21 protein-coding genes are annotated in these 20,756 nt (G+C 72.4%); 6 read left to right on the forward strand and 15 right to left on the reverse strand.

All coding sequences use genetic code 11. The features are described 5' to 3' along the window. Window positions 1–506: 506 nt before the first annotated feature. The 4 genes from BM237_RS27145 to BM237_RS27175 all read right to left on the reverse strand — a co-directional run bounded on the left by BM237_RS27145 (window position 507) and on the right by BM237_RS27175 (window position 3,527). A complete protein-coding gene (locus BM237_RS27145; protein WP_093852392.1) occupies window positions 507–845 on the reverse strand; it encodes a hypothetical protein in 339 nt (112 codons plus the stop codon). Window positions 846–2,070: 1,225 nt separating this feature from the next. Next, window positions 2,071–2,373, reverse strand: a complete 303-nt coding sequence (locus tag BM237_RS27165; protein WP_093852394.1) for a hypothetical protein — start codon at window positions 2,371–2,373, stop codon at window positions 2,071–2,073. Between the two features lie 69 nt (window positions 2,374–2,442). Further along, window positions 2,443–2,646 (reverse strand): DUF397 domain-containing protein, encoded by a 204-nt coding sequence (locus BM237_RS27170; protein ID WP_093852395.1) that lies wholly within the window; start codon window positions 2,644–2,646, stop codon window positions 2,443–2,445. Further along, a complete protein-coding gene (locus tag BM237_RS27175; protein ID WP_093852396.1) occupies window positions 2,643–3,527 on the reverse strand; it encodes a helix-turn-helix domain-containing protein in 885 nt (294 codons plus the stop codon). The genes BM237_RS27170 and BM237_RS27175 overlap by 4 nt, the downstream gene beginning before the upstream one ends. A gap of 251 nt (window positions 3,528–3,778) precedes the next feature. On the opposite strand from BM237_RS27175, the gene BM237_RS27180 reads away from it, so the two are divergent. Both BM237_RS27180 and BM237_RS27185 read left to right on the forward strand, forming a co-directional pair. Continuing rightward, window positions 3,779–4,468, forward strand: a complete 690-nt coding sequence (locus BM237_RS27180; RefSeq protein WP_245794072.1) for an ATP-binding protein — start codon at window positions 3,779–3,781, stop codon at window positions 4,466–4,468. Then, window positions 4,468–5,739, forward strand: a complete 1,272-nt coding sequence (locus BM237_RS27185) for an AAA family ATPase (RefSeq protein WP_093852398.1) — start codon at window positions 4,468–4,470, stop codon at window positions 5,737–5,739. Before BM237_RS27180 ends, BM237_RS27185 begins: the two co-directional genes overlap by 1 nt. A 53-nt stretch (window positions 5,740–5,792) precedes the next feature. Here the strand turns inward: BM237_RS27185 and BM237_RS28850 are convergent, their stop codons facing one another. From BM237_RS28850 to BM237_RS27200, 3 genes are all read right to left on the reverse strand, one after another. Next, complete coding sequence (locus BM237_RS28850; RefSeq protein WP_107415267.1) at window positions 5,793–8,078, reverse strand: tetratricopeptide repeat protein; 2,286 nt, start codon at window positions 8,076–8,078, stop codon at window positions 5,793–5,795. A gap of 158 nt (window positions 8,079–8,236) precedes the next feature. Beyond that, on the reverse strand, window positions 8,237–8,758 hold the full coding sequence (locus BM237_RS27195) for a hypothetical protein (protein ID WP_093852399.1): 522 nt from the start codon (window positions 8,756–8,758) through the stop codon (window positions 8,237–8,239). A 286-nt stretch (window positions 8,759–9,044) separates the two neighbouring features. After that, complete coding sequence (locus BM237_RS27200) at window positions 9,045–9,449, reverse strand: ATP-binding protein (RefSeq protein WP_093852400.1); 405 nt, start codon at window positions 9,447–9,449, stop codon at window positions 9,045–9,047. Window positions 9,450–9,727: 278 nt separating this feature from the next. Between BM237_RS27200 and BM237_RS27205 the strand changes: the two genes are divergently transcribed. After that, window positions 9,728–10,840 (forward strand): small ribosomal subunit Rsm22 family protein, encoded by a 1,113-nt coding sequence (locus BM237_RS27205; RefSeq protein ID WP_245794073.1) that lies wholly within the window; start codon window positions 9,728–9,730, stop codon window positions 10,838–10,840. 48 nt (window positions 10,841–10,888) lie between these two features. Here BM237_RS27205 and ddaH read toward each other — a convergent pair whose 3' ends face one another. After that, complete coding sequence (gene ddaH / locus BM237_RS27210; RefSeq protein WP_412719961.1) at window positions 10,889–11,698, reverse strand: dimethylargininase; 810 nt, start codon at window positions 11,696–11,698, stop codon at window positions 10,889–10,891. Between the two features lie 469 nt (window positions 11,699–12,167). Between ddaH and BM237_RS27215 the strand changes: the two genes are divergently transcribed. Further along, complete coding sequence (locus BM237_RS27215) at window positions 12,168–12,905, forward strand: bifunctional DNA primase/polymerase (RefSeq protein ID WP_093852402.1); 738 nt, start codon at window positions 12,168–12,170, stop codon at window positions 12,903–12,905. 48 nt (window positions 12,906–12,953) lie between these two features. On the opposite strand, the gene BM237_RS27220 is transcribed toward BM237_RS27215, so the two are convergent. From BM237_RS27220 to map, 4 genes are all read right to left on the reverse strand, one after another. After that, window positions 12,954–13,940 carry an SCO2278 family lipoprotein gene (locus BM237_RS27220; RefSeq protein WP_245794074.1) on the reverse strand — a complete coding sequence of 329 codons (987 nt, stop codon included), beginning with the start codon at window positions 13,938–13,940 and terminating at the stop codon, window positions 12,954–12,956. Window positions 13,941–14,116: 176 nt separating this feature from the next. After that, window positions 14,117–15,781: a cellulase family glycosylhydrolase gene (locus tag BM237_RS27225; protein WP_093852404.1), complete on the reverse strand. Its 1,665-nt coding sequence runs from the start codon at window positions 15,779–15,781 to the stop codon at window positions 14,117–14,119. A 145-nt stretch (window positions 15,782–15,926) separates the two neighbouring features. Beyond that, the gene (locus tag BM237_RS27230) at window positions 15,927–16,592 is read right to left on the reverse strand and encodes a biliverdin-producing heme oxygenase (protein WP_175541152.1); all 666 of its coding nucleotides are present in this window, start codon (window positions 16,590–16,592) and stop codon (window positions 15,927–15,929) included. Between the two features lie 123 nt (window positions 16,593–16,715). Beyond that, window positions 16,716–17,573, reverse strand: coding sequence for a type I methionyl aminopeptidase (gene map / locus BM237_RS27235; RefSeq protein WP_093852406.1), 858 nt, complete (start codon window positions 17,571–17,573; stop codon window positions 16,716–16,718). 53 nt (window positions 17,574–17,626) lie between these two features. Between map and BM237_RS27240 the strand changes: the two genes are divergently transcribed. Then, window positions 17,627–17,854 carry a hypothetical protein gene (locus BM237_RS27240; protein ID WP_093852407.1) on the forward strand — a complete coding sequence of 76 codons (228 nt, stop codon included), beginning with the start codon at window positions 17,627–17,629 and terminating at the stop codon, window positions 17,852–17,854. 153 nt (window positions 17,855–18,007) lie between these two features. Here BM237_RS27240 and npdG read toward each other — a convergent pair whose 3' ends face one another. Further along, entirely contained in the window at window positions 18,008–18,724 is a 717-nt protein-coding gene (gene npdG, locus BM237_RS27245) for an NADPH-dependent F420 reductase (RefSeq protein WP_093852408.1), read from the reverse strand. 471 nt (window positions 18,725–19,195) lie between these two features. On the opposite strand from npdG, the gene BM237_RS27250 reads away from it, so the two are divergent. Continuing rightward, the gene (locus tag BM237_RS27250; RefSeq protein ID WP_093852409.1) at window positions 19,196–19,417 is read left to right on the forward strand and encodes a hypothetical protein; all 222 of its coding nucleotides are present in this window, start codon (window positions 19,196–19,198) and stop codon (window positions 19,415–19,417) included. Here BM237_RS27250 and BM237_RS27255 read toward each other — a convergent pair. Continuing rightward, the gene (locus BM237_RS27255) at window positions 19,404–20,180 is read right to left on the reverse strand and encodes a site-2 protease family protein (protein ID WP_093852410.1); all 777 of its coding nucleotides are present in this window, start codon (window positions 20,178–20,180) and stop codon (window positions 19,404–19,406) included. The genes BM237_RS27250 and BM237_RS27255 overlap by 14 nt on opposite strands. A 62-nt stretch (window positions 20,181–20,242) precedes the next feature. Next, the gene (locus tag BM237_RS27260) at window positions 20,243–20,704 is read right to left on the reverse strand and encodes an Hsp20/alpha crystallin family protein (protein ID WP_093852428.1); all 462 of its coding nucleotides are present in this window, start codon (window positions 20,702–20,704) and stop codon (window positions 20,243–20,245) included. Window positions 20,705–20,756: the final 52 nt, after the last annotated feature.

A 20,756-nucleotide genomic window follows, 5' to 3' on the forward strand; every position in this document is an offset into this window, starting at 1 on the left:
CGGAGTTGCGTCCGCTCCTTGAGCGGACTTTCTCCCGCCCCGGGGCGGCGAAAACGCGCCGGATGCCCGGTCCTGCCGGGCGCCGGGACGGGCGGCGTCCCGGCGAACCGGGCGCTCCTCCTGAAGCTCCTGCGAACCGCACAACGCGGCAGCCCGGAGTGCGGGCGGGGCGTCGGCGGGACTGCTCCCCGGCAGAATGAGCCGCATGACCGCAGACAAGGGCGCGGCGTTCACACCGCCGCGAGGCGCCACGGGCTTCTTCCGGCCGAAGGACGGGCCGCTGCCGGAAACCGACCGGCGGATGTTCCGGGCGGCGCTGTACACGGCCGCCCGGGCGGCCGGAGGCCGAAGTGCACCACTCCCGGCACCGCTGGGTCCTGACGAAGTACGGGACGCAGCCCGGGGCCGCGCAGACGCGCACATCGTGCCGCCCCGGACCCGTCATCGCGGGAGCAGGGGCATGGGCCCTGGGCCGATTCTGTCCGGGCGGTGCTGACCACCACAGTTCAGGGCAGTCGACGCCCCATCTTCGCCGACTGTCGCTCATGCCCCTTGGTTTCCCACCACTCCTCCAACAGGCCGCGGACCAAGGACACGAGCATGCTGAGCCGGTCAGGTTCGGGCGCGGGGGAAGTGAGCACGTCCGCAAAGGACTTGTCGTCCCACGGCAGCGTGACTTCCCAACGCTCCTCCTGGTGGCCCTGACGCGCGATGGCCAGTCGGTACGTCAGGACGGTACTGCGGTCCAGGTGGTGGTCGATTCGGAGGTCGGAGACGTCGAACCGCGTGCCGCGGCTGGTGAATGAGCACGCCAGAGCCCGCTCCGCCGGAGTCTGCGCTGCCATGGAAAGCCCGAGCCTTTCGTCCCGTCCGTGGGAAACAGGTTCCCGTACAGGTCGCCGCTGGTGCGGTGACCGAGAAGGTTCACTGGGTTCGTCATCGGGTCTCGCTCACCGGGGGCGGCGGCACTCCGCGTGCTGCTACCCCCGGCAAGATCTCTCGGTCGCGAGACTAACAGGCCGCAGTCGCCGTGACCTTGTACGCGGTGCGGAGATCGTTGACCGCAGCGGGGGTCCCCAGGATGGTGCGGAACGTCTCACGGCTGCATGGCGGCAAGGTCCAAGTGGAGTATCCACTGCCGTTGGGCTGCCCGCTCGCTATGGCATTGCTTATCTTGTTGTCGAACGAGTTACTCCAGCGGTGCTGGATATGCTTCCACCCCCACGTGCTGGTGCCGCAACGGAGTGTGTACCTGGCGGGTCCTCGGAAATACGTCCGCACTATGTGGTTCCTGCCGTTGTTCTTGCAGGTCGTCGTAATGTTCGCCACGCTCATATCGTCGGCTGTCTGCCGCAGGGTGGGGCGGCTGTTCTGGGCGACGGCGGGACTGATGGCTCCCGTCGTTACCAGCGCGCATGCGAAGGCGGCAGTGGTGATTCTGTACCTCATGGCCGATCGTTTCCTCTCGCCGGTTTCTGCTGCTCTCTTTTGTCGACCGTTCCAGCTCACGTAGAAAATGACCGACGCTTCCATGGTTGGAGACAGAGCAGTCGCTGTGTTGTTATCCGATCCAAAACGAGGCGCGAGTGAAGGTCAATATTATTTCGAACGATGGCTCGAATGTGAGGACCGGGGCTCGAAAGCAATGATGCGGTGGTGTGCATCGGTTGAACGCGGCGGTCCGCACGGTGACGGCAGGGTGGCTGCCTCCGGGCTTCGGCTGCGGGTCGCGTACTGCGAGGTGAGGTTCGGTGTCACCCGCGCGCGGGCCCACCACCTGCTCAAATATCGTCCGCGCCTGGGCTGTGCACCGAGATGTACGGAGCTTTGATGCCAGGGTTACGGTCCTGGTGGGAAAGAAGCACCAGCGTCACGGCAGCGATGTGGTGGATCGGCGGGGCCGGATGCTCCTACGGGCGTTTGCCGGTTCGGCCCGGTCGCGCTACGGGGTACAGGCCGTGGACCGGTGCCGACGCCAGCGGCCTTGCCGCAGCTATGGGTCACTGCTCGTGCGGTACTACCGGGCGGGTCACGGGAACCACGGTGAGGAGGTCGTCCAGCCCTTTGAAGTCATCCGGGCCGGTGGTGAGGAGCGGCGGATTCCCGGCCACGGCCACGGAGGTGATCACTCTGCTCGGCCGTGTGGTCCTGGTCCGCGCGGAAGGCGTCCAGGCAGACGCTGGGAGCGGTGCGGGACGTCGCCGCGAACTCCGCCCGGGGGACGAACCGCCTGCGCCGCCGTGGCGGGACCGGCGAGCCGGTCCCGCTGCCGTCGCGGGTGACGGTGAACGGCTGTCCGGCCCGGACGGTGTCCATGAACTCCCCGGATCCGGCGAGCGGTTCGGGTTCGGTGATCTCGGGCTGTTCGGTCATACCGTTCACGGTCTTCCCGAGCGCGCCGGTCCTCCCGGGCGGGGCCACCGCCCGGGAGGACCGGTCGGCTCAGCGCAGGTGGTCGAGGAACGCGCCCCAGGCGTCCGGGCTGATGCCGAGCACCGGGCCGGCGGGGCGCTTGCTGTCGCGGACGGGGACTATGCCGGGGATGTCGTCGGCCACCTCGACGCACTCGTTGTTGCCGCCGCTGTGTGTACTGCTGCGCCACGTCGCGCCCGACAGGTCCGGAGTGCTGTGGCGTGCGTTCTTCATGCTCTGTGCTCCTTGGCCCTGCGGTGGATGACGGCACGGGACTCCACCGGAGAGAGCGCCGATGTGCGTGCGGCGTCGAACAGGTCCCGGTATCGGGAGACCTCCGCCTCACGCTCAAGCCACATGGAGCCGGTCGGGTTGTCCGCCAACACCACGTCGAGCGCCCCCTCTTCGGGGAAACCCAGCACCACGTACGGGCCGAACATACTCGCATGGGCGCCACGGGAGAACGGCAGCACTTGGACAGTCACGTTGGGGCGCTCGGAGGTGTCCAGAAGGTGCTGTAGCTGTGCCCTCATGACCTCCGGACCGCCGACCTGCTGGAGGAGCACGGCTTCCGAGACGACGGCCCAGAGGCGGAGCGGGGATTGGCCGGTCAGCCTCTCCTGACGGGCGAGGCGCACCTGTACGAACTTCTCGATCTCGTCCGCCTTCTGCCACTGCTGCGAGGCCACCGTCACGGCCCGGATGTACTCGGGTGTCTGGAGCAGCCCCGGCACAAGCTGTGCCTGGAAGGTGCGGATGGAGTCCGCCATGGTCTCCAGCGAGATGTAGTCACGGTAGGTGTCCGCGAGAACGGAGCTGTACTGGTTCCACCAGCCCTGCCTGCGGCGGCGGTTGGCCTTGCGCGCCAGTGCGGCCAGTCGCTCGCGGGTGTCGGGGTCGGACATCTCGTAGGCGTGCAGCATGGCGGTCAGGTCTGGAAGCCGGACCGCCACCCGGCCGTTCTCGATCCGGCTGATCTTGCCCTTGGTGCAGTCGAGAGCCTCGGCGGCCTGGACGGTCGTCAGCCCTGCCGCCTCTCTCAAGCGGCGCAGCTCGTCTCCGAGTTGGCGACCGAGAACGGTGGACGGGTTCAGGGTGTTGCTCTTCGCAAGCATGTCGACACGTTTAGCAGAGCAACAGGCTGCATGGAATGGTATTAATCCGAAAGAGGGAACATCGGCATCATCTTTACCGGAAACGTTGCAAGTACGCTTGATCCGCCTTCATTCTGCTGGCCATGGACACCGGCGTCCCACGGCCAACTGGCCGCTTCCGCAGGGGACTCCGGTCGAGCATCGACTCCCTGGGGGCTGCCATGGCCACACCGCATCACGTCACCTTCCGGCTGTCTCGGCGTCGTAGCAGCGTGCCCAGAGCGCGGGCGCTGCTGGGGGCGGTGCTCGGGGAGTGGCGGGTCGGACAGGACGTACTGGAGACGGCGGAGCTGGTGCTGTCGGAGCTGGTCACCAACGCCGTGCGCGTACGGGTGCCGAACGACCGGCAGGTGGGGGTGAAGATCGCGCACTCGCAGGCGGACGGCCTGCTGCGGCTGGAGGTGAGCGACGCGGGGGACGGGTGGCCCAAGGTGCGCGACCCCGGCGAGGACGAGACCGGCGGACGCGGCCTGCTGCTCGTGGAGTCGCTGGCCCACCGCTGGGGGGTGCGCAAGCGCGCTTGCGGCATCGGGAAGACGGTGTGGGCCGAACTGAAGGCCCCGGACCTCGTGTCCGCACCCGTCGAGAGCGAGATCGCGGCGGTGACGGTCCAGCCCGGCCAGCAGGTCAGGCTCTGGGGGCTGTGGAAGACGATCCGCAGCGTCAGGGGCGAGCGGTCGCCGCTGGGCGGGCTCGCCATGGTGCTGGAACTGGACGACGGCCCGGCGATGCGCGTGGACGCCGCCGAACCGCTGATCGTCAAGGATGGCGAGGAGGCCGTGACGGCCGACACGGAGGAGCCGGCGGCCGGGAGCGGGCAGGCTGACCACGGCGTGCCCGGGGCCCCTGCCCAACCCCGGAGCGGCAACGACGACCGGTCCGCCGAGCAGGTTGACGGCTGATGCGCGACAGTGGGTCCAGTGCGATCACTCGCATCGAGATCGACGGATACAGGTCCTTCGAAGGCTTCGTCCTGGACCTGCAACCGTTTGCGGTGCTGCTGGGAGCCAACGCCTCCGGGAAGTCGAACCTGCTCGAAGCCGTGGACCTGCTGGGCCGGCTGATCCGGGAGCCCACCGGGCAGACCCTGGTCGACCACGCCCGCCGAGGCGGTCCCAAGGAACTCTTCCGGCGAGGCCCGGACGGCCATCCGGCCAGGGCCATGCGGATCGCGGCCGATGTCATCGTGGGTGGGCAATCGGGGCCCTGCTTCCTCAGGGTCGTCGCACGGGTCCTGTACGCGGATCCCCCCGAGCCGCTGCATGTCGAGGTCGAGGTCGGCAACGTCCGCGATCACCTCACCGGCGCCGAGATGCGCGAGTACGCGCGCTCTCTCGGACTTCCCCCCGCAGTGTGGGGACCCGGCACCGGGGAGACGCACGTCACCGGAGCCCCCGTACAGGAGAGCAGGTACGGCAAGGGACTTGCCGCGGCGACCAGGAACTGGCGGATCATCGAGCCGTCTCCCAAGGCCATGCGCGTCGCTTCCTCCACATACGACACCGCGCCTCTCACCGAGGACGGCAGGAACCTGGGTGCCGTTCTGGGACGGCTCTCGCGGGATCCCGAGAACTGGTACGACTTCAAGGCCGATGCGGCGGCACTGCTTCCAGACCTCGCGGACATCACGGTGGAGGCCAACGCCGAGTGGGGGCAGTGGGACATCTGGTTGCAGCACAAGCACGAGCACCGGATGACTCCCATCACGGCGTCGGCGGGCACCCTGCGAGTGCTGGCGCTGCTCGCCGCCGCCCATGACTCCGCTCATGAGGGCGTCCTCATGTTCGAGGAACCGGAGAACGGTCTTCACCCCAGCAGGGTCCCGCAGTTGCTGTCGAGGTTGCGGGGGAGGACCAGCGATCCCGCGACCCTTACGTCAGGGCACGGCCGCCAGACCCTGGTCACCTCGCACTCGCCCGTCGCGCTCGCCGCCGCTCTGGAGGAAGTCCGGGAGTCGGTCGTCTTCCTGGACACGGTGACCCGGTTCGGTGACGGACTCCCGCCCAGGAAACTGACACGGGCCAGGAAGGTCGCGGAGAGCGGAGAGCGGGGGACGTTCGTGACGCCTCCGGAAGTACGCGGGTATCGGGGTTCGCTCAAGGGCCTCGTCCACATTCCGGATGACTTCGACGAACTGCCCGACGGCATCGCCGACGCCTTCGGGACGCGCTGACGCGATTCCCGCTCGGCGCACAGCCCGCCGTGCACGCCGGCGTCGGGGAGCTGTCAGCGGGAGTCGGGGTCGCGGGCTTCGGCCCGGGGCGCGGGGGGCTGCCGGGGGACGCGGAGGCCGTCGGCCTCCGCCCGGCCGCGCCAGTAGGCGAGGTCGGTTCGGGTGGCGGCGATGCTGGGGTGGTGGGGGCCGAGGATCTGGAGCCGGTCGGTGAGGAGGCCGGTGAGCGCGGCCACGGCCGCCGCCGGATCCCCGGCCGCGCCGCGCCAGCGGGCCAGGTTGTGCCGGACGCCCAGGGTGCCGGGGTGGTCCGGGCCCAGCACCGTCAGGTAGTCGGTGAGCAGGCCGGTGAAGGTGTCGACGGCTCCGGCGCGGTCGCCCGCCTTCCCCCGCAGGTGGGCCAGTTCGTGGCGGGTGGCGAGGGTGTCGGGGTGGTCGGGGCCGATGATGCGCAGGCGGTCGGTGAGCAGCTCGGCGAAAGCCGCCCTGGCGCCTGAGATGTCGCCCGACGCGCCCCGCCACCGGGCCAGTTCGTGCCGGGCGGCGAGGGTGCGGGGGTGGTCGGGGTCCAGGAGGCGCAGACAGTCGGCGAGGAGATCGGTGAAGGTGGCGATGGCCCCGGCGTGGTCGCCCGTCCTCCCGCGCAGGCGGGCGAGTTCGTGGCGGGTGGCGAGGGTGTCGGGGTGGTCGGGGCCGATGATGCGCAGGCGGTCGGTGAACAGTTCCGCGAAGGCGCTCCTGGCGCCGGTGGTGTCTCCGGCCGCGCCGCGCCAGCGGGCCAGGTTGTGCCGGACGCCCAGGGTGCCCGGATGATCCGGGCCCAGCACCCTCAGATAGTCGGCGAGGATCCCGGTGAGCGCCGTCTGGGCGTACTCCACCTTCCCCGCCATGCCGTGCCAGTGGGCGAGCCGGTGCCGGGCGTTGAGGGTGTCGGGGTGGTCGGGGCCGAACCGGGCGCCGACGGAGTCGGCCAGGTGCTGGAAGTGGACCAGGGCGGCGGCGACCTGGCCGGCGTTGCCCAGGCTGCGGCCGGAGCGGAAGAGCAGTGGATGGGTCTCGGGCCGGTACAGGGCCTCCCCGGCGTACCGGGCCAGGGCGTCGGTGTTGGCGCGCAGCGCCTGGGCGAGCGCGGTGTCGCGCTCCACCTCCGGCCAGGCGGCCATCAGCGCGTCGGCGGCGGTGCGGGCCAGGGCGTCGCGCCGCCCGGGTCCGAGGGAGTCGCGGGCGATGCGCTGGATGAGCTGGTGGACGCGGACCGCCCTGCGGGGGGTGCCGGGGGAGTGGTCGATCAGGCTCAGGCGGTGCAGGGCCCGCAGCGCGCCGACGGCATCCTCGGCGGTGACCCTTCGGGTGGACAGGTTGGGCGAGCCGGGCGGGCCGGGCGGGTCGGGCGGGTCGGCCTGTTCCGGTGCCTGGCCGGCGGCCCGGTCGGCGAGGTGGTCGGCGAGATGGGTCAGGGCGGGGCCGCAGGTCAGGACGGAGGCCGGGATGCCGTTGGGGTCGAGCATCGCCGCCAGGCGCAGCATGGGCCGGGCCAGGCCGTACGGGCGCAGCCGGTCGGCGCGGTCCGCCGACAGCGACCAGGCCGCGTCCAGCGGGGCGGCCTGGTCGTCGGGCAGGGCCCCGGCATCGGGCAGGGCGTCGGCCAGGTCGCGGGCGCGGTCGGCCAGCAGGGCGCGGTAGGCGGCGCAGTCCAGACCGGAGTCGATCAGATAGGCGGCGGCCTGGGACAGGGCCAGTGGCAGATAACCCAACTCCCCGGCAAGGGCCGATAGTTCGTCCTCCGGCTCATGGCGGCCGCGGGCGGCCAGGGACGCGGCGAGGTACGCCCTGGCCTCCACCGGTCTGAACAGCCCGACCGGCACCAGGCTGCGGCCCGGCCCGGTCAGCGCGGCGTCCCGGCGACGGGTGGTGACCAGGGTGCGGCCCAGCGGGCTCGCCGGCGGCCACAGGCCGCGCAGGTCGGCCGGGTCGGCCACGTCGTCCAGCACCACCATCCAGCGGCGCTGCTCAGGACCGGGCCGGTGCTCCAGCCAGGCCAGGAACTCCCGCGCCGCCGTCTCGGGCAGATCCGGGTCGGAGTACAGGATCCCGGCGGCGGCCTGGGCGTAGGCGGCGACGACCGCCTCGCGCGTCGCGGCGGTGGCCCACACCAGCAGGTCCACGCCGCCCGCCGCCAGGACCCGGCGGGCGTGGTGGGCGGCGAGCTGGGTCTTGCCGACCCCGCCCATGCCGGACAGCACCTGGCACAGCACCGCCGTGCCGCCGCCGTCCAGCGCGCGCTCCAGCTCGCGCACGGCGGCGCGGTCCTGGAAGCAGTCGGCCTCCCTGGGCGGCACCCCGACCAGATGCGGCCAGGAGACACCGGGGCGGGGGCGGGGATCGGAGTGGTAGTGGGTGTGGAGGCTGGCCCGGTCGATGTGCCCGGCGCCGATGCCGCCCGGGGCCTGGACGTACGCCTCGGCGGACAGAGGCGTGCCGTCCGCGCCCGGTCCGTTCAGCCCTGGGCCGGACCGGGCGGACGAGGGTGCGCATGGGCGCCGCCGTGGATCACCCCGCCCGCGACGCCGCCGTCCGCGCGGACGTGCACATCCCCGCCCACGGCCATCCCGTCCCGGCCGACGGACGGGCCGGTGGCGGGGGTGGCGGGGAAGTGGCGCTCCAGCAGGGCGCGCAGCTCACCGGCGAGGCGGGCGCGCTCGTCGCCGTCCACGCTCTCCAGCAGGTTCTCGAAGCGGGCCTGCCAGGCCGCCTCCTGGCGGATGCGCGCCGCCCCGGCCCCGGCCCCGGCGGCGCCGGGCTCCTGACCACCGCCCCGGCCCGGCTCCGGCCCTCCCGGCTCCAGCTCGGCGGCGGTGTGGTCCAGGCGTTCCAGCTCCGCGCGCTCGCGCCGCTCGTCGCCCCGGCCGAACCAGCGGGCCACCGCCTCCCGCACCGTCGTCCACGCCTCCGTGCCCGCGGCCTGCACCACCGCCGTGCCCCCGGCGGCGGCCAGCGCCGCCAAAGCCTGCTCCAGCATTCCCCGTCCCCCTTGCGACGCGCGGCCCGCGCGGCGCGGTAGCGCCGTCCGGGCACCACGCCGCATCACCATCGGGAAACGTTCTACTCCCGTCGTCGGTTCCGGTGCGGAGTTTTCCGGAAAACGCGAACGGCCCGGTTTACCGGCTGAGTTGGAGAACAAGTCGGCAGTCGTCCGGATTTTGCGGGGGAATGGCGCGCAGTCGTGGGGGTGTCCCGTTCCGCCGCTTCCGCGCCGCCGTTCCCGGAGGTGGGAGGACGGGGCGTGCCGGTTCCGGGCCCGTGCGTCAGGCGGCGGAGCGGAGCGGGAAGGACGCCCGGATCGTCTTGCCCTCGCCCGGATGGAGGGTGACGGTGACGTCGGTGGCCAGCTCGCGCACCAGCAGCCAGCCGAAGCCGCCGGGGACGGAGGGGTTTATCTGGACCGTCCTCGGCCGCCGGACGCTGGCGTCCGAGACCTCCACCAGCACACCGCCGTCCCGCGAGTCCAGGCGGAAGTCCGTCACCCCGCCGGCGTGGCGGACGGCGTTGGACACCAGCTCCGAGACGCCCAGCAGCACGGCGTCCACGTCGGCCCTGGAGGCGTTCGGCTCGGTCTCCCGGAGGAAACCGCGCGTTATCTCCCGCGCCCGGTCCCCGGACTGCGGTGAGCGGCTGGTCAATCGCTCCGGTGGGCGGCCTTCCCTGTGCATCGGTCCTCCTCGCTTCGGAGCTGCTTTCCCAACTCCACTGCCTCGTCTGCCCCCCGAGTGCGCAGCCGAACACAATTGAATCCGATGATCCGGATTCCTTCGTGGAGGGGGAGTGGAATGCCGCGAAAGTATGCAAAGACCTCTGGCATATGCGAGACGAAAATGGCCGATCGGCGGCCACCGGGCGCGGACGGGAACGAATCCCCGGGAATCCGCCGGAAGGAAGATCCACCACCGGGCGGCGGGACGCGGGCGACCGCCCGCCTACACTTGGGCCGGTGTTCGCCCCCCTCCACATCGACGACGAGCTGCGCGACGCGCTCGCCCGCCTCCTCGACGGGCTGCCGCCCCGGCAGGCCGCCGCGGCCGTCGACCGGCTGATCAGCGGCTACCGGGACAGCGGCGCCGCCGGCGCCCCCGTCCTGCGCGACCGCGGCGACGTCGCCGCCTATGCCGCCTACCGGATGCCCGCCACCTTCGAGGCCGTCCGCGCCGCCCTGGACGCCCTCGCCGACCGGGCCCCGGAGCTGGACCCGGCCACCCACCTGGACGTGGGCGGGGGGACGGGCGCGGCCGTGTGGGCCGCCGCCGCGGTCTGGGGCGACGGCGCGCAGCCGACCGGGGAGGCCCGGGTCACCACGGTGCTGGACCGCTCCGAGCCCGCCCTCGCCCTCGGCCGCGAGCTGGCCGCCGGCTCCGGCTCGGCAGCCCTGCGCGGGGCCCGGTGGCGGCAGGAGCGCATCGGCGCCGCACCCGGGCTGGAGGCGGCCGATCTGGTCACCGTCTCCTATGTACTGAACGAACTGCCCGAGGACGCCCGGGGTGCGCTGGTCGACGCCGCCGCCGCGGCGGCCCGGCGGGCGGTGGTGGTCGTCGAGCCGGGCACCCCGGACGGCTACCGGCGGATCATCGAGGCGCGCGGCCGGCTGATCGGCGCCGGGCTGCGCGTCCTGGCCCCCTGCCCGCACAGCGGCGCCTGCCCGATAGAGCCCGGCTCGGACTGGTGCCACTTCGCCGCCCGCGTCAGCCGCTCCTCCCTCCACCGGCGGGTGAAGGGAGGATCGCTGGCGTACGAGGACGAGAAGTTCTCCTACGTGGCCGCCGTCCGCCCCGGCGCGGGCGGCGGCGATCCGGGCGGCGGCGACCCGGACGGGACGCCCACCGCGGCACGGATCGTGCGCAGGCCGCAGATCCGCAAGGGCCAGGTCCTGCTCGACCTGTGCACCGGGCCGGACGCCGAACGCGGCGGGCTGCGGCGCGAGACCGTCACCAAGCGCCGCGGGCCGGCCTACCGCGCCGCCCGGGACGCGCACTGGGGCGATGCCTGGGAGGACGGGCAGGGCGGTGGCGGGCAGGAGGACAGGCAGAACGGGGGCGGGGACGGGGACTGACGGCCCCGCCCCGGTCTCCGTACCCCCGCCCCGCCCGGCGGGCCCGGATCAGCCGCGCAGCTCCGCCGTGCAGCACTTCACACTGCCGCCGCCCTTGAGCAGCTCCCCCAGATCGACGCCGACCGGCTCGTAACCGCGCTCGCGCAGCGGCCCGAACAGCCCCACCGCCGCCTGCGGCAGCAGCACATGGCGCCCGTCGCTGACCGCGTTCAGACCGAAGGCGCGGGCGTCGGCCTCCCCGGCGGTGATCGCGTCGGGGAAGAGCCGGGCCAGCACCGCCCGGCTGCCGGGCGAGAACGCCTGCGGGTAGTACATGACCGCGTCGTCGCGGGTGTCGTCCAGCACGCACAGCGCCGTGTCCAGGTGGTAGAAGCGCGGGTCCACCAGGTCCAGGCCGACGACCGGGCGGCCGAAGAACTCCTGCGCCTCCGGATGGGACAGCGGACTGCTGCGGAAGCCGCGCCCGGCCAGCAGCCAGGAGGCGGTGACGGCGAAGTCCCCCTCGCCCTCGTTGACGTGCTCCGGCTCGCGCACCTCGGCGAAGCCGTGCGCCCGGTACCACTCCCGGTGCACCGCGGCCTCCCGTGCCCGCTCCGGATGGGCGAAGCGGGCGCCCAGCACCCGGCCGTCCACGACGAGCGCGCCGTTGGCGGCGTACACCATGTCGGGCAGCTCCGGGTCGGGCGCCAGCTCCTCGACGGTGTGGCCGAGCGAGCGGTAGGTGTCGCGCAGGGCCTCCCACTGGGCCACGGCCAGCGGGAGGTCCACGGGCTTGGCGGGATCCATCCACGGGTTGATGGAGTAGGTGACCGCGAAGTACGCCGGTGGGCACATCAGATAGCGGCGGGGTGTGTACACGAAAGGGCTCCTCACAGGATCGCTGTGTGCCGGAGGTGTCGCGCTGTGTCAGCACATGGTCCACCCGGCCGGGCCTCCCTGTCCTGTCCGGGAGGAGGATTTCCGCTGTACGGAGCAGGACGGTCTCCCGGCGGGCCGGGCGGACCCGCCGGCCCGCCGGGCTGTGACCATCGCGACCACCGTTCGATTACTCATCGGGGGCGCGGAAGGAGCAGGATGGAGAAGGCCGTCCGGGATCCGCGGATTCCGCCCGGCCGAAGGCGCTCGGTTTCGTACCCTCGAAACCCACGGTTTCGGTCGCGCGTGGGGCGGTACGCGGTCTCCGCTCCCCTCCCGCGAGGAGGGGCTCTTTCAGCCGGAGGTCGCTGCCCGGCCCGCCCCGACGCCCCGCGGGACCGGCCGAGCACCGCAAACCAGGGAAGCGATTCCCCCACAGGCCGAGGCCGGTGGTCCCAGCACTAGGAGTCCGATGGAACGCGAAAGCAGATTCTCCCGGTGGCTGCGCCGACGCTCCCGCGGCGGCGCGCACGCGAGCGCCGCGCAGGAAGCGGCCCGCGTCCGGGAGGACCTGCTGCTGACGGCCGCCGCCGCCGGCTTCCCCCTGGCGCCCGCCGCGCACCCCGAGGGCTACGGCTGCTCCTGCGACCGGATCGGCTGCCCCACCCCCGGCCGGCACCCGGTCTCCTTCGCCTGGCAGACGCAGGCCACCACCGACCCCGAGCAGATCGCCCGCTGGGCCGCCGGCCAGCCGTCGGCCAACTTCATCACCGCCACCGGCCGCACCCAGGACGTGCTGGACGTGCCCGTGGACGCGGGGCGGGCCGCACTGGAGCGGCTGGAGGCCGAGGGCGTCGAGGTCGGGCCGGTGGCGGTGTGCGGCACCGACCCCCGGACGGGGCGGATGCTGTTCTTCACCGCCACCCGCGGCACCCCGGACGACGAGGACGAGTGGTGGCCGTGCGAGCTGGACTGCCACCCCGAGACCCTGGAGGACCACCCGGGCCTGCGGTGGCACTGCCGCGGCAGCTACGTGCTCGTACCCCCCGCCCGGCTGCCCGGCGACGACTCCGATTCGGCGGTGGGCTGGCTGCGCGCCCCCGAGCGCCCGCTGCCCGACCCGCTGACGATGCTGGAGGCGCTGACGGACGCCTGCGCCACGCACGCGCAGGAGGAGCCGGACCACGCCGCCCCCTGGCCGGTGCGCTGACGCGCCGGGGCCCGGGTCACCACCGGGCCGCCGGGCGCGCCGTAGGGCTCACTCGCCCTTGGCCCTCGTCAGACGCTGGAGGCGGTAGACCAGCTCGACCTTCGGATCGCCGGCTTCGGCCGCGGGCACGGCCGCCGTCTGGAGGCCCAGGCGGATGTACGTCACCGACTGCTGCGGTGTGCCCTCCATCAGGGCCTTGACGTAGGGGTCCTTGACCTGCGGCTTGTAGCCCTGGGGCACGGTCTGCCGCATCTGGTGGTGAGTGGTGAAGAACACCAGCGCCCCGCCGTCCTCGGTGCGCAGCCCCACCGGCGCGAACCGCGCGTCCCGGGCCGGGAGGTCGGCCCACTGGGTGCGGGCGCCCGGGCTCGCCGCCGTCTTCTTCCGCTCCTGTCGCAGGCCGCTGGTGGCCGGCCCGTCGGCGAAGGCGTCGCCGCCCTCGCGCAGATAGTCCGTGTACGCCTCGCCCAGATCCTTCGGCGCGACGGCCAGCCGGGCCGACGCGCCGGCGGGGACGGCCTCGACGTGGCCCTCGCCGTCCTCGGCGAACTCCGGCATGGCGGAGGCGTCCAGCACCGACAGATACGACACCTTCCACTTCTCCTCGACACCGTCGCGGGTGAAGACCAGCAGCCAGCGCTTGCCGGGGCTCTGGCTGGAGGCGGTGTCGGCGACGAAGAACTTCGGCCAGCCCGCCTGCCGCGGTATCAGGAAGCGGGCGTCGGTCAGTTCCAGGTCCCGGTGGTCGGGTGTGCCGTCCGGGTGGACGGTGCGGCGGGCCCGCAGCCCGGCCTGGTCGACGGCGCCCAGCGCGCCCGTCTCGATGGTGGCGTTCAGGGCGGCGTCGTTGGTGCGGTTGGCCTCGTTGTTGGTCTCGGCGAAGCGGTCGAGGGCTTTCGCCGCCTCCGCCTCGGTCACCGCCGGGACCACGGCCCTCTCGCCGTGCACCGTGACGCAGCCCGGCAGTACCGCCACAGCGGCCAGCGCCGCCGCGAGCACCACCGCACGTCTGAGCCCACGCGCCTTCGTCCGCACTCTCCTCGACCCCTCCCGGACCATCACGAGGCTTCCCCGGCCCGAACCCTACCGGTGCTCCGCGGGGGGCGGGCGACGGGAGGGGCCGGGCCCGGGACACGGCCAACCCGGCCCCGCCCCGGGCCGGTTCGGCCGGTCCGAAGGGGAGGGGCCGGGCAGCCGTCACATCTGCCGCGTCAGGACACCGTGCAGTCGGCGCCGTCGAGCGTGAACGCCTCCGGAGCGGTGTTGGCGCCGTTCCAGGTGCCGGTGAAGCCGATGGTCACCGAGCCGCCCGCCGGGATGTCCGCGGTGTACGAGGCGGGCTCGACGGTGACGGCCGCCCCGCTCCGGCTCGGGGTGCCGCCCCACATGTTGGTGATGGTCTGGCCGTCGGCGAACCGCCAGCCCAGTGTCCAGCCGCTGATCGCGGACGTGCCGGTGTTGCGGACGGTCACCTCGCCCTGGAAGCCGCCCTGCCACTGGCCGACGATGCTGTAGCCGACCGAGCAGGCGCCCGGCGCGGGGTCGCCGCCCCGGCTGGTGGTGACGTCCACCGTCGCCGAGCGCTCGGAGCGGTTGCCGGCCGCGTCCCGCGCGTACACGGCGAAGGTGTAGGAGGTGCCGGCCGTCAGCCCGGTGAGCTGCGCCGAGGTGCCGGTGACGCTCCGCACGGCGGTCTCGGAAGCACCTTCGACGCGCACCACGTCGTACGCGGTCACCCCGGTGTCGTCGGTGGAGGCGCCCCAGGACAGGGTGACGCCTCCGGCGGACACGTCGGAGGCCACCGGGGTGCCCGGCCGGGTGGGGGCGGTGGTGTCGCCCGGGTCGCCGCCGGAGCCGCCGTAGACGGTGGCCTCCTTCGCGGTCGCGGCGATGCCGTTCGCGCCGTTGAACAGGCGCTCGCCCCAGCTCGTCATGGCGTCCGGGTCGAAGCCCTCGACCATGTCCAGGTACTCGACGCCGCCGCCGTTGCCGCTCCAGGACCAGCCCAGGTAGCCCAGGCCGAGCTGCTCGGTGGTCGCCAGGATCGCGTCCTCGTCCGGGTTGCCGTCACTGTGGTCGTGCCCGAACTCGCCCACCAGGATCGGCAGTCCGGCGTCGGTGAAGCGGCCCAGGTAGTCGCGCACCTCGGCGGCGGTGTCGAAGACGCCGTACATGTGGACGGAGAACATCGTGTTGCGGTCGGGGTCGGCGGCGAAGACCGACGCGGCGTTGTCGCGCATGGTGAACGACCAGTCCTGGCCCCAGTTGGGGGCGTCGACCATCAGCGCGTGGTCGAACCCGGCGTCGCGCAGCTTACCGATGGCGCCCCTGGTGTCGTCGGCCCAGTTCTCGTAACCGCTGTTGCCGTGCGGCTCGTTGCCGATGTTGACGACGATGTAGTCCTCCTGGCCCTCCAGCGCGCTCTTGACGCTGATCCAGTAGTCGGCGGCCTGGTCCAGGGAGGCCGCGCCGCTCTGCTCGCCGTAGCCGGTGGTGTCGTGCACCTCCAGCACGCAGATGAGGCGGTTGGCCTTGCACTCGGAGACGACGTTCGCCACGTCGGAGGCGTCGTTGCGTGTCCAGCGGTCGCCGCTGCTGAGCACGACCCGCACGGTGTTGGCGCCCTTGGCCTTGATGTGGGCCAGGGAGTCGAGCTCGCCGGTGTACCAGGTGTGGGCGTGGTTGACGCCCCGCATCACGAAGTCGTTCCCGTTGCCCTCCAGCAGGCGCCCGCCGCTGACGTGGAGGCCGGTGGCGGCAGTGCTCCCGGTGGTCCCGGACGCGGCCTGCGCGGTCTGGCCCAGGCCGGCCAGCGGCAGCAGTAAGCCGAGCAGGGCGCCGGAGACGGCGGCCCCGCGGGTGGTGCGTGGTCTCATCTGTCACTCCAGTGAACCGTATGGCTGACAACGATGTCAGACCGGCGCGGCGCGAGGGCCGGCGGTCTGGTGTGGAAGCGCTCCCAACCAACCGCCGCCGCCGATGCCGCGTCAAGAGGTGTGACACGAATCGGTTCCGGAACCCTCAGGCGCTGAGCGGGAACTCCTCACCCAGCTCGCGGAAGACGGCGCTGTTCAGCGCGAAGGCGCGACGGCACTCCTCGGCGATCCGCTGCTTCTCCAGATCGTCCGCCGGCACCGCGTCCAGCGCCGCCCGGTACTCGCGCTTGAACGCGGCCGGGTTGTCGATCCCCTCGAAGACGTAGAAGCGCACACCGTCACCCTTGCGCGCGAACCCCCAGGTCTTCTCGGCCTTCCCCCGGATGATCTGGCCGCCGGAAAGATCGCCCAGATAACGCGTGTAGTGGTGCGCGACATAGCCACCGGGCCACTGGCACACCAGCTCGGTGATCCGCCCGGCGTACGCGGCCGTCGCCGGCAGCGGGGCCAGCGACCCGCGCCAGCCCTCCCCGCCGTGCAGATGGGTCAGATCGCGCTCCAGGGCGGCGGTACGGGCCAGCTCGGGACGCAGGAACGGTCCTGCCACCGGATCGCCGGCCAGCCCCTCCGCCCCGTCCTCCAGGGCGCGGTAGACGAACCAGAGCTGCTCGGTGTAGCGCCGGTAGGCCTCCACCCCCAGCCTGCCGCCCAGCAGGGCGCCCATGAACGCGGAACCCTCCGCCTCCGTGTGCTGCTGCCGGGAGGCCTCACGGATGAGGACGGAGAACGGAGTCGTGGCGGACGCGACCAAGGCGGGCCTCCGGGGACCAGACGACATGAGAGGACGGCACCACGGGAGCACCGCCGGACCCGACCGATTCTCGCCGACCGGGCCCGCAAGTCAACGTCTTGCCGACAGCTTGTCGGAAAACCGTCAGGGCAGTGTCAGGATCTCCGCCCCCGAGCCGGTGACCACGAGAGTGTGCTCGAACTGCGCCGTGCGCTTGCGGTCCTTGGTCACCACCGTCCAGCCGTCCTCCCACATGTCCCACTCGTGGGTGCCCAGCGTCAGCATCGGCTCGATGGTGAACGTCATGCCCGGCTTCATCACCGTCGTCGCCCGCGGGTCGTCGTAGTGGGGGATGATCAGCCCCGAGTGGAACGAGCTGTTGATGCCGTGCCCGGTGAAGTCGCGCACCACCCCGTAACCGAAGCGCTTGGCGTACGACTCGATGACCCGGCCGATGACATTGATCTGCCGGCCCGGCCGCACCGCCTTGATCGCGCGGTTCAGCGACTCGCGCGTCCGCTCCACCAGCAGCCGCGACTCCTCGTCCACCTCCCCGCACAGATAAGTGGCGTTGTTGTCGCCGTGCACACCGTGGATGTACGCCGTCACGTCCAGATTCACGATGTCGCCGTCCCGCAGGACGGTGGAGTCCGGAATCCCGTGACAGATGACCTCGTTGACCGAGGTGCACAGCGACTTGGGGAACTTCCGGTACCCCAGCGTCGAGGGGTAGGCGCCGTGGTCGCACAGGTACTCGTGCGCGACCTCGTCCAGCTTGTCGGTGGTCACGCCGGGAGCGATGTGCTTCGCGGCCTCCGCCATGGCGCGGGCGGCGATCCGCCCCGCGATCCGCATCTTCTCGACCGTCTCGGCGTCCTGCACCTCGGGACCGGTGTACGGCGTCGGGGCGTCCTTGCCCACGTACTCCGGGCGGGGGATCGAGGCGGGCACACCGCGGTGCGGGGAGAGGGTGCCGGGAACGAGAAGCGACTGGCCAGACATGTGCGCGAGTCTAACCGTGATAGGTGACGTCCCGGCGGGGCAGCATGGATCACATGGCACTGTTCAAACGCAAGGCGACCGGCAAGTCCGGCGAGTGGTTCTACTGCCTGTCCCACCACACGGTCGAGGAGGGCCCCGAGTGCCCGGCCAGGGAACGCCTGGGCCCTTACGCGACCCGCGCCGAGGCCGAGCAGGCGATGGACACGGCCCGCGAGCGCAACGAGCGGTGGGAGAACGATCCGCGCTGGAACGAGCCCGCCCCGCGGGACGAGACGGAGTGAGCGGCGCCCGGCGCCGCACCCGGCCACTGGCGCGGAACCCGGCACCGTCCCCGCGCCGACCGCACACTCGCAGCCGGGCGACGGGCCCGCGTCACCCCGGACCGGCCCCGACCCCCGTACGCACCCCGGCCCCCACCGCACCCCGGCACACGCTCAGATGTCGGTGAGCCGTACGCCCGCGTGCGCCCTGTACCGCCGGTTGACCGAGATCAGGTTGGCCACCAGCGACTCCACCTGGTGCGCGTTGCGCAGCCGGCCGGCGAACACGCCACGCATCCCCGGGATGCGCCCCGCCAGCGCCTGGACGATCTCGCAGTCGGCCCGCACCTCCCCGAGCACCATCACGTCGGTCTCGATCTCCTCGATCTCCGGGTCCCGGAGCAGGACGGCCGACAGGTGGTGGAAGGCCGCGGTCACCCGCGAGTCCGGCAGCAGGGCGGCGGCCTGCTCGGCGGCGCTGCCCTCCTCCGGCTTCAGCGCGTAGGCGCCCTTCTTGTCGAAGCCGAGCGGGTTGACGCAGTCCACGACGAGCTTGCCCGTCAGCTCCTCGCGCAGGCTCTCCAGGGTGGCGGCGTGCCCCTCCCACGGCACCGCGACGATCACCACGTCGCTGCGGCGTGCGCACTCGGCGTTGTCGGTGCCCTCCACGCCCAGGCCCAACTCCCCGGCCGCGGCCCGTGCGCGCTCGGCGGTCCGCGAACCGAGGATCACCTTCTGGCCGGCCCGGGCCAGCCGGTACGCCAGACCGCGGCCCTGGTCGCCGGTGCCGCCCAGCACGCCGACCACCAGGCCGGAGACGTCCGGCAGCTCCCAGGGGTCCTTGGCGGGGGCCTTCTTCGGGGCGTCTGCGGAAGCATCGTTCGAGGTCATGCTCCGATCCTGCCAGGGTTTACGGGCCGGGGTGCGGTGGGGGCCGGGTGCGTGCGGGGGTCGGGGCCGGTCCGGGGCGAACATTCCGGACGGCATGATTTACGGGCCTGGGCGTGCACCGCTCTCTGGAACTCCTATTGCCCGCAAATCACGCCCCTGGCCTCCGGCATGGGGAACCCCAAGTGTCCGGAACGTCCGCCCCTCCCCGTCCCCTCCCGCCGTCGCCCGGCTGCGGGTCCATGGTGGTGCGGGCTGGGCCGATACCGGCCCGTTGTCCGAGGTGCGAGTGGGTAGGGGCGCGAGCCCCAGCTGCGGGCGTGTGGCCGGTGCGGCGGGGGTGCCGGCCACGCCGGTGGGCCGGCGCGGTGGCGGGTTCCGCCGGTGGGTGGGCGGCCCCGGCGCGGGGGGTGTGGGGGCGGATGGGGGACAATGGGGACCGTCGTAACGCCGCACCCTCAGGAGCCCGCCCCCATGGCCCCCTCGTCCCCGACCCGACGACTCCCCCTGTTCACCCTGGTCGTCTGCGGCCTCGCCGTCGTGGCGGCGGTGGTGTCCTTCGTCCGGGGGGCCTGGCCGGTGGGGATCGTCTGGGTCCTGCTGGCCGGACTGTCGTCCAACATGGCCTGGTACTACGTGCGCCGTGCCAGGCTGGAGCGGGCCGCGGCCGAGGCGAACGGCATCAGTAGGGGATGAAGACGTTCTGGGGCTCGCCCTCCCAGAAGCGGAAGTACCGCAGCCCGTAGGCCACCTCCTGCCAGGAGACGCCCAGAGCCCCCATCACGGCGTCGACGCCGTTCCAGAAGACGGCGTTGACCTCCGGGATCCACAGGCAGGCGAAGACCGCGAGGAGACCGAAGGGCGCGAAGGGCTCCATCTGGCGGCGGGCCCTGGGCGAGAGCCAGGGTTCGATGACGCCGTAGCCGTCCAGTCCGGGGACGGGCAGGAAGTTGAGGATCGCGGCCGTGACCTGGAGCATCGCCAGGAAGGCCAGTGCGCAGCGGAACGCGATCGGCGCGTCGTCCAGCAGGCCCAGCAGGAAGGGCGTGACCAGGGCGAGGGCGAGGGCGGCGTTGACCAGGGGGCCGGCCGCCGAGATCAGGCTGTGCCCCAGCCGGCCGCGGATGCGGTGGCGCTCGATGAACACCGCGCCGCCGGGGAGGCCGATGCCGCCCATGATCACGAAGACCACGGGCAGGACGATGCTCAGCATCGCGTGGGTGTATTTGAGGGGGTTGAGGGTGAGATAGCCCTTGATCCCGACGGATATGTCGCCGCCGTGCAGCGCGGTGCGCGCGTGCGCGTACTCGTGCAGGCACAGGGAGACGATCCAGGCCGAGACGACGAAGAGGAACACCGCGAAACCGGTGCTCGCCGCGTAGCCCGCCCACACGCCCCAGGCCGACACCCCCATGACGGTGACGAGCCCCAGGAACACGGGGCTGACCTGTCTGTTCATGGGGCCAGACCGTACCCGGCGCGGGCGGCGGGGCACGAGCCGGGGCCCGTGCCCCGGCCGGCCTACTGCGCGCTGATGTCGATCGTGCGCCGCTTGCCCTGGGGCGACTTCGGGATGCGTACGGTGAGCACCCCGTCGGCCAGGTCGGCGGAGACCGCGTCCTCGTCGATGTCGTGCGGGACCATGGTGCGGTAGGAGAACCGGCCGGTGCGGCGACTGAGCACCTTCCCGTGGTGCTCCTCCTCGAGCTCGCCGGTGATGTGCAGCTCGTTGGCGTCCAGCTCCACCGAGACGTTCTCGCGCGGGACGCCGGGCAGTTCGGCCCGCACCAGATAGGCGTCCTCGGCTTCCTCCTCCTCGACCAGCGGCACCCAGGGCCGCTCACCGGTGGGCGTGGTGCCCTGCTGGAAGAACCGGCCCACCTCGGACCACAGGTTCTCGAACTCGCTGCGCGGGTCGTACCGGCCCCAGCCCGGCTGCTGCCGTCCCGGACGCTGCGTGCCCTCTCCGCGCCGTACTGGCATCTTCACGGGAGTGTCTCCTTCCTCGTGGCCTGTCCGTGCGCCGTGGCGGGTA

Origin of the sequence: Streptomyces mangrovi (assembly GCF_900114215.1) — a bacterium.
GTDB lineage: Bacteria > Actinomycetota > Actinomycetes > Streptomycetales > Streptomycetaceae > Streptomyces > Streptomyces barkulensis.

Bases quoted from the DNA above. Each gene is read 5' to 3' on its own strand.
- BM237_RS27145 (WP_093852392.1), bottom strand. From the start codon at position 845: ATGGCAGCGCAGACTCCGGCGGAGCGGGCTCTGGCGTGCTCATTCACC.
- BM237_RS27165 (WP_093852394.1), bottom strand. From the start codon at position 2,373: ATGACCGAACAGCCCGAGATCACCGAACCCGAACCGCTCGCCGGATCC.
- BM237_RS27170 (WP_093852395.1), bottom strand. From the start codon at position 2,646: ATGAAGAACGCACGCCACAGCACTCCGGACCTGTCGGGCGCGACGTGG.
- BM237_RS27175 (WP_093852396.1), bottom strand. From the start codon at position 3,527: ATGCTTGCGAAGAGCAACACCCTGAACCCGTCCACCGTTCTCGGTCGC.
- BM237_RS27185 (WP_093852398.1), top strand. From the start codon at position 4,468: ATGCGCGACAGTGGGTCCAGTGCGATCACTCGCATCGAGATCGACGGA.
- BM237_RS27195 (WP_093852399.1), bottom strand. From the start codon at position 8,758: ATGCTGGAGCAGGCTTTGGCGGCGCTGGCCGCCGCCGGGGGCACGGCG.
- BM237_RS27200 (WP_093852400.1), bottom strand. From the start codon at position 9,449: ATGCACAGGGAAGGCCGCCCACCGGAGCGATTGACCAGCCGCTCACCG.
- BM237_RS27215 (WP_093852402.1), top strand. From the start codon at position 12,168: ATGGAACGCGAAAGCAGATTCTCCCGGTGGCTGCGCCGACGCTCCCGC.
- BM237_RS27225 (WP_093852404.1), bottom strand. From the start codon at position 15,781: ATGAGACCACGCACCACCCGCGGGGCCGCCGTCTCCGGCGCCCTGCTC.
- map (WP_093852406.1), bottom strand. From the start codon at position 17,573: ATGTCTGGCCAGTCGCTTCTCGTTCCCGGCACCCTCTCCCCGCACCGC.
- BM237_RS27240 (WP_093852407.1), top strand. From the start codon at position 17,627: ATGGCACTGTTCAAACGCAAGGCGACCGGCAAGTCCGGCGAGTGGTTC.
- npdG (WP_093852408.1), bottom strand. From the start codon at position 18,724: ATGACCTCGAACGATGCTTCCGCAGACGCCCCGAAGAAGGCCCCCGCC.
- BM237_RS27250 (WP_093852409.1), top strand. From the start codon at position 19,196: ATGGCCCCCTCGTCCCCGACCCGACGACTCCCCCTGTTCACCCTGGTC.
- BM237_RS27255 (WP_093852410.1), bottom strand. From the start codon at position 20,180: ATGAACAGACAGGTCAGCCCCGTGTTCCTGGGGCTCGTCACCGTCATG.
- BM237_RS27260 (WP_093852428.1), bottom strand. From the start codon at position 20,704: ATGCCAGTACGGCGCGGAGAGGGCACGCAGCGTCCGGGACGGCAGCAG.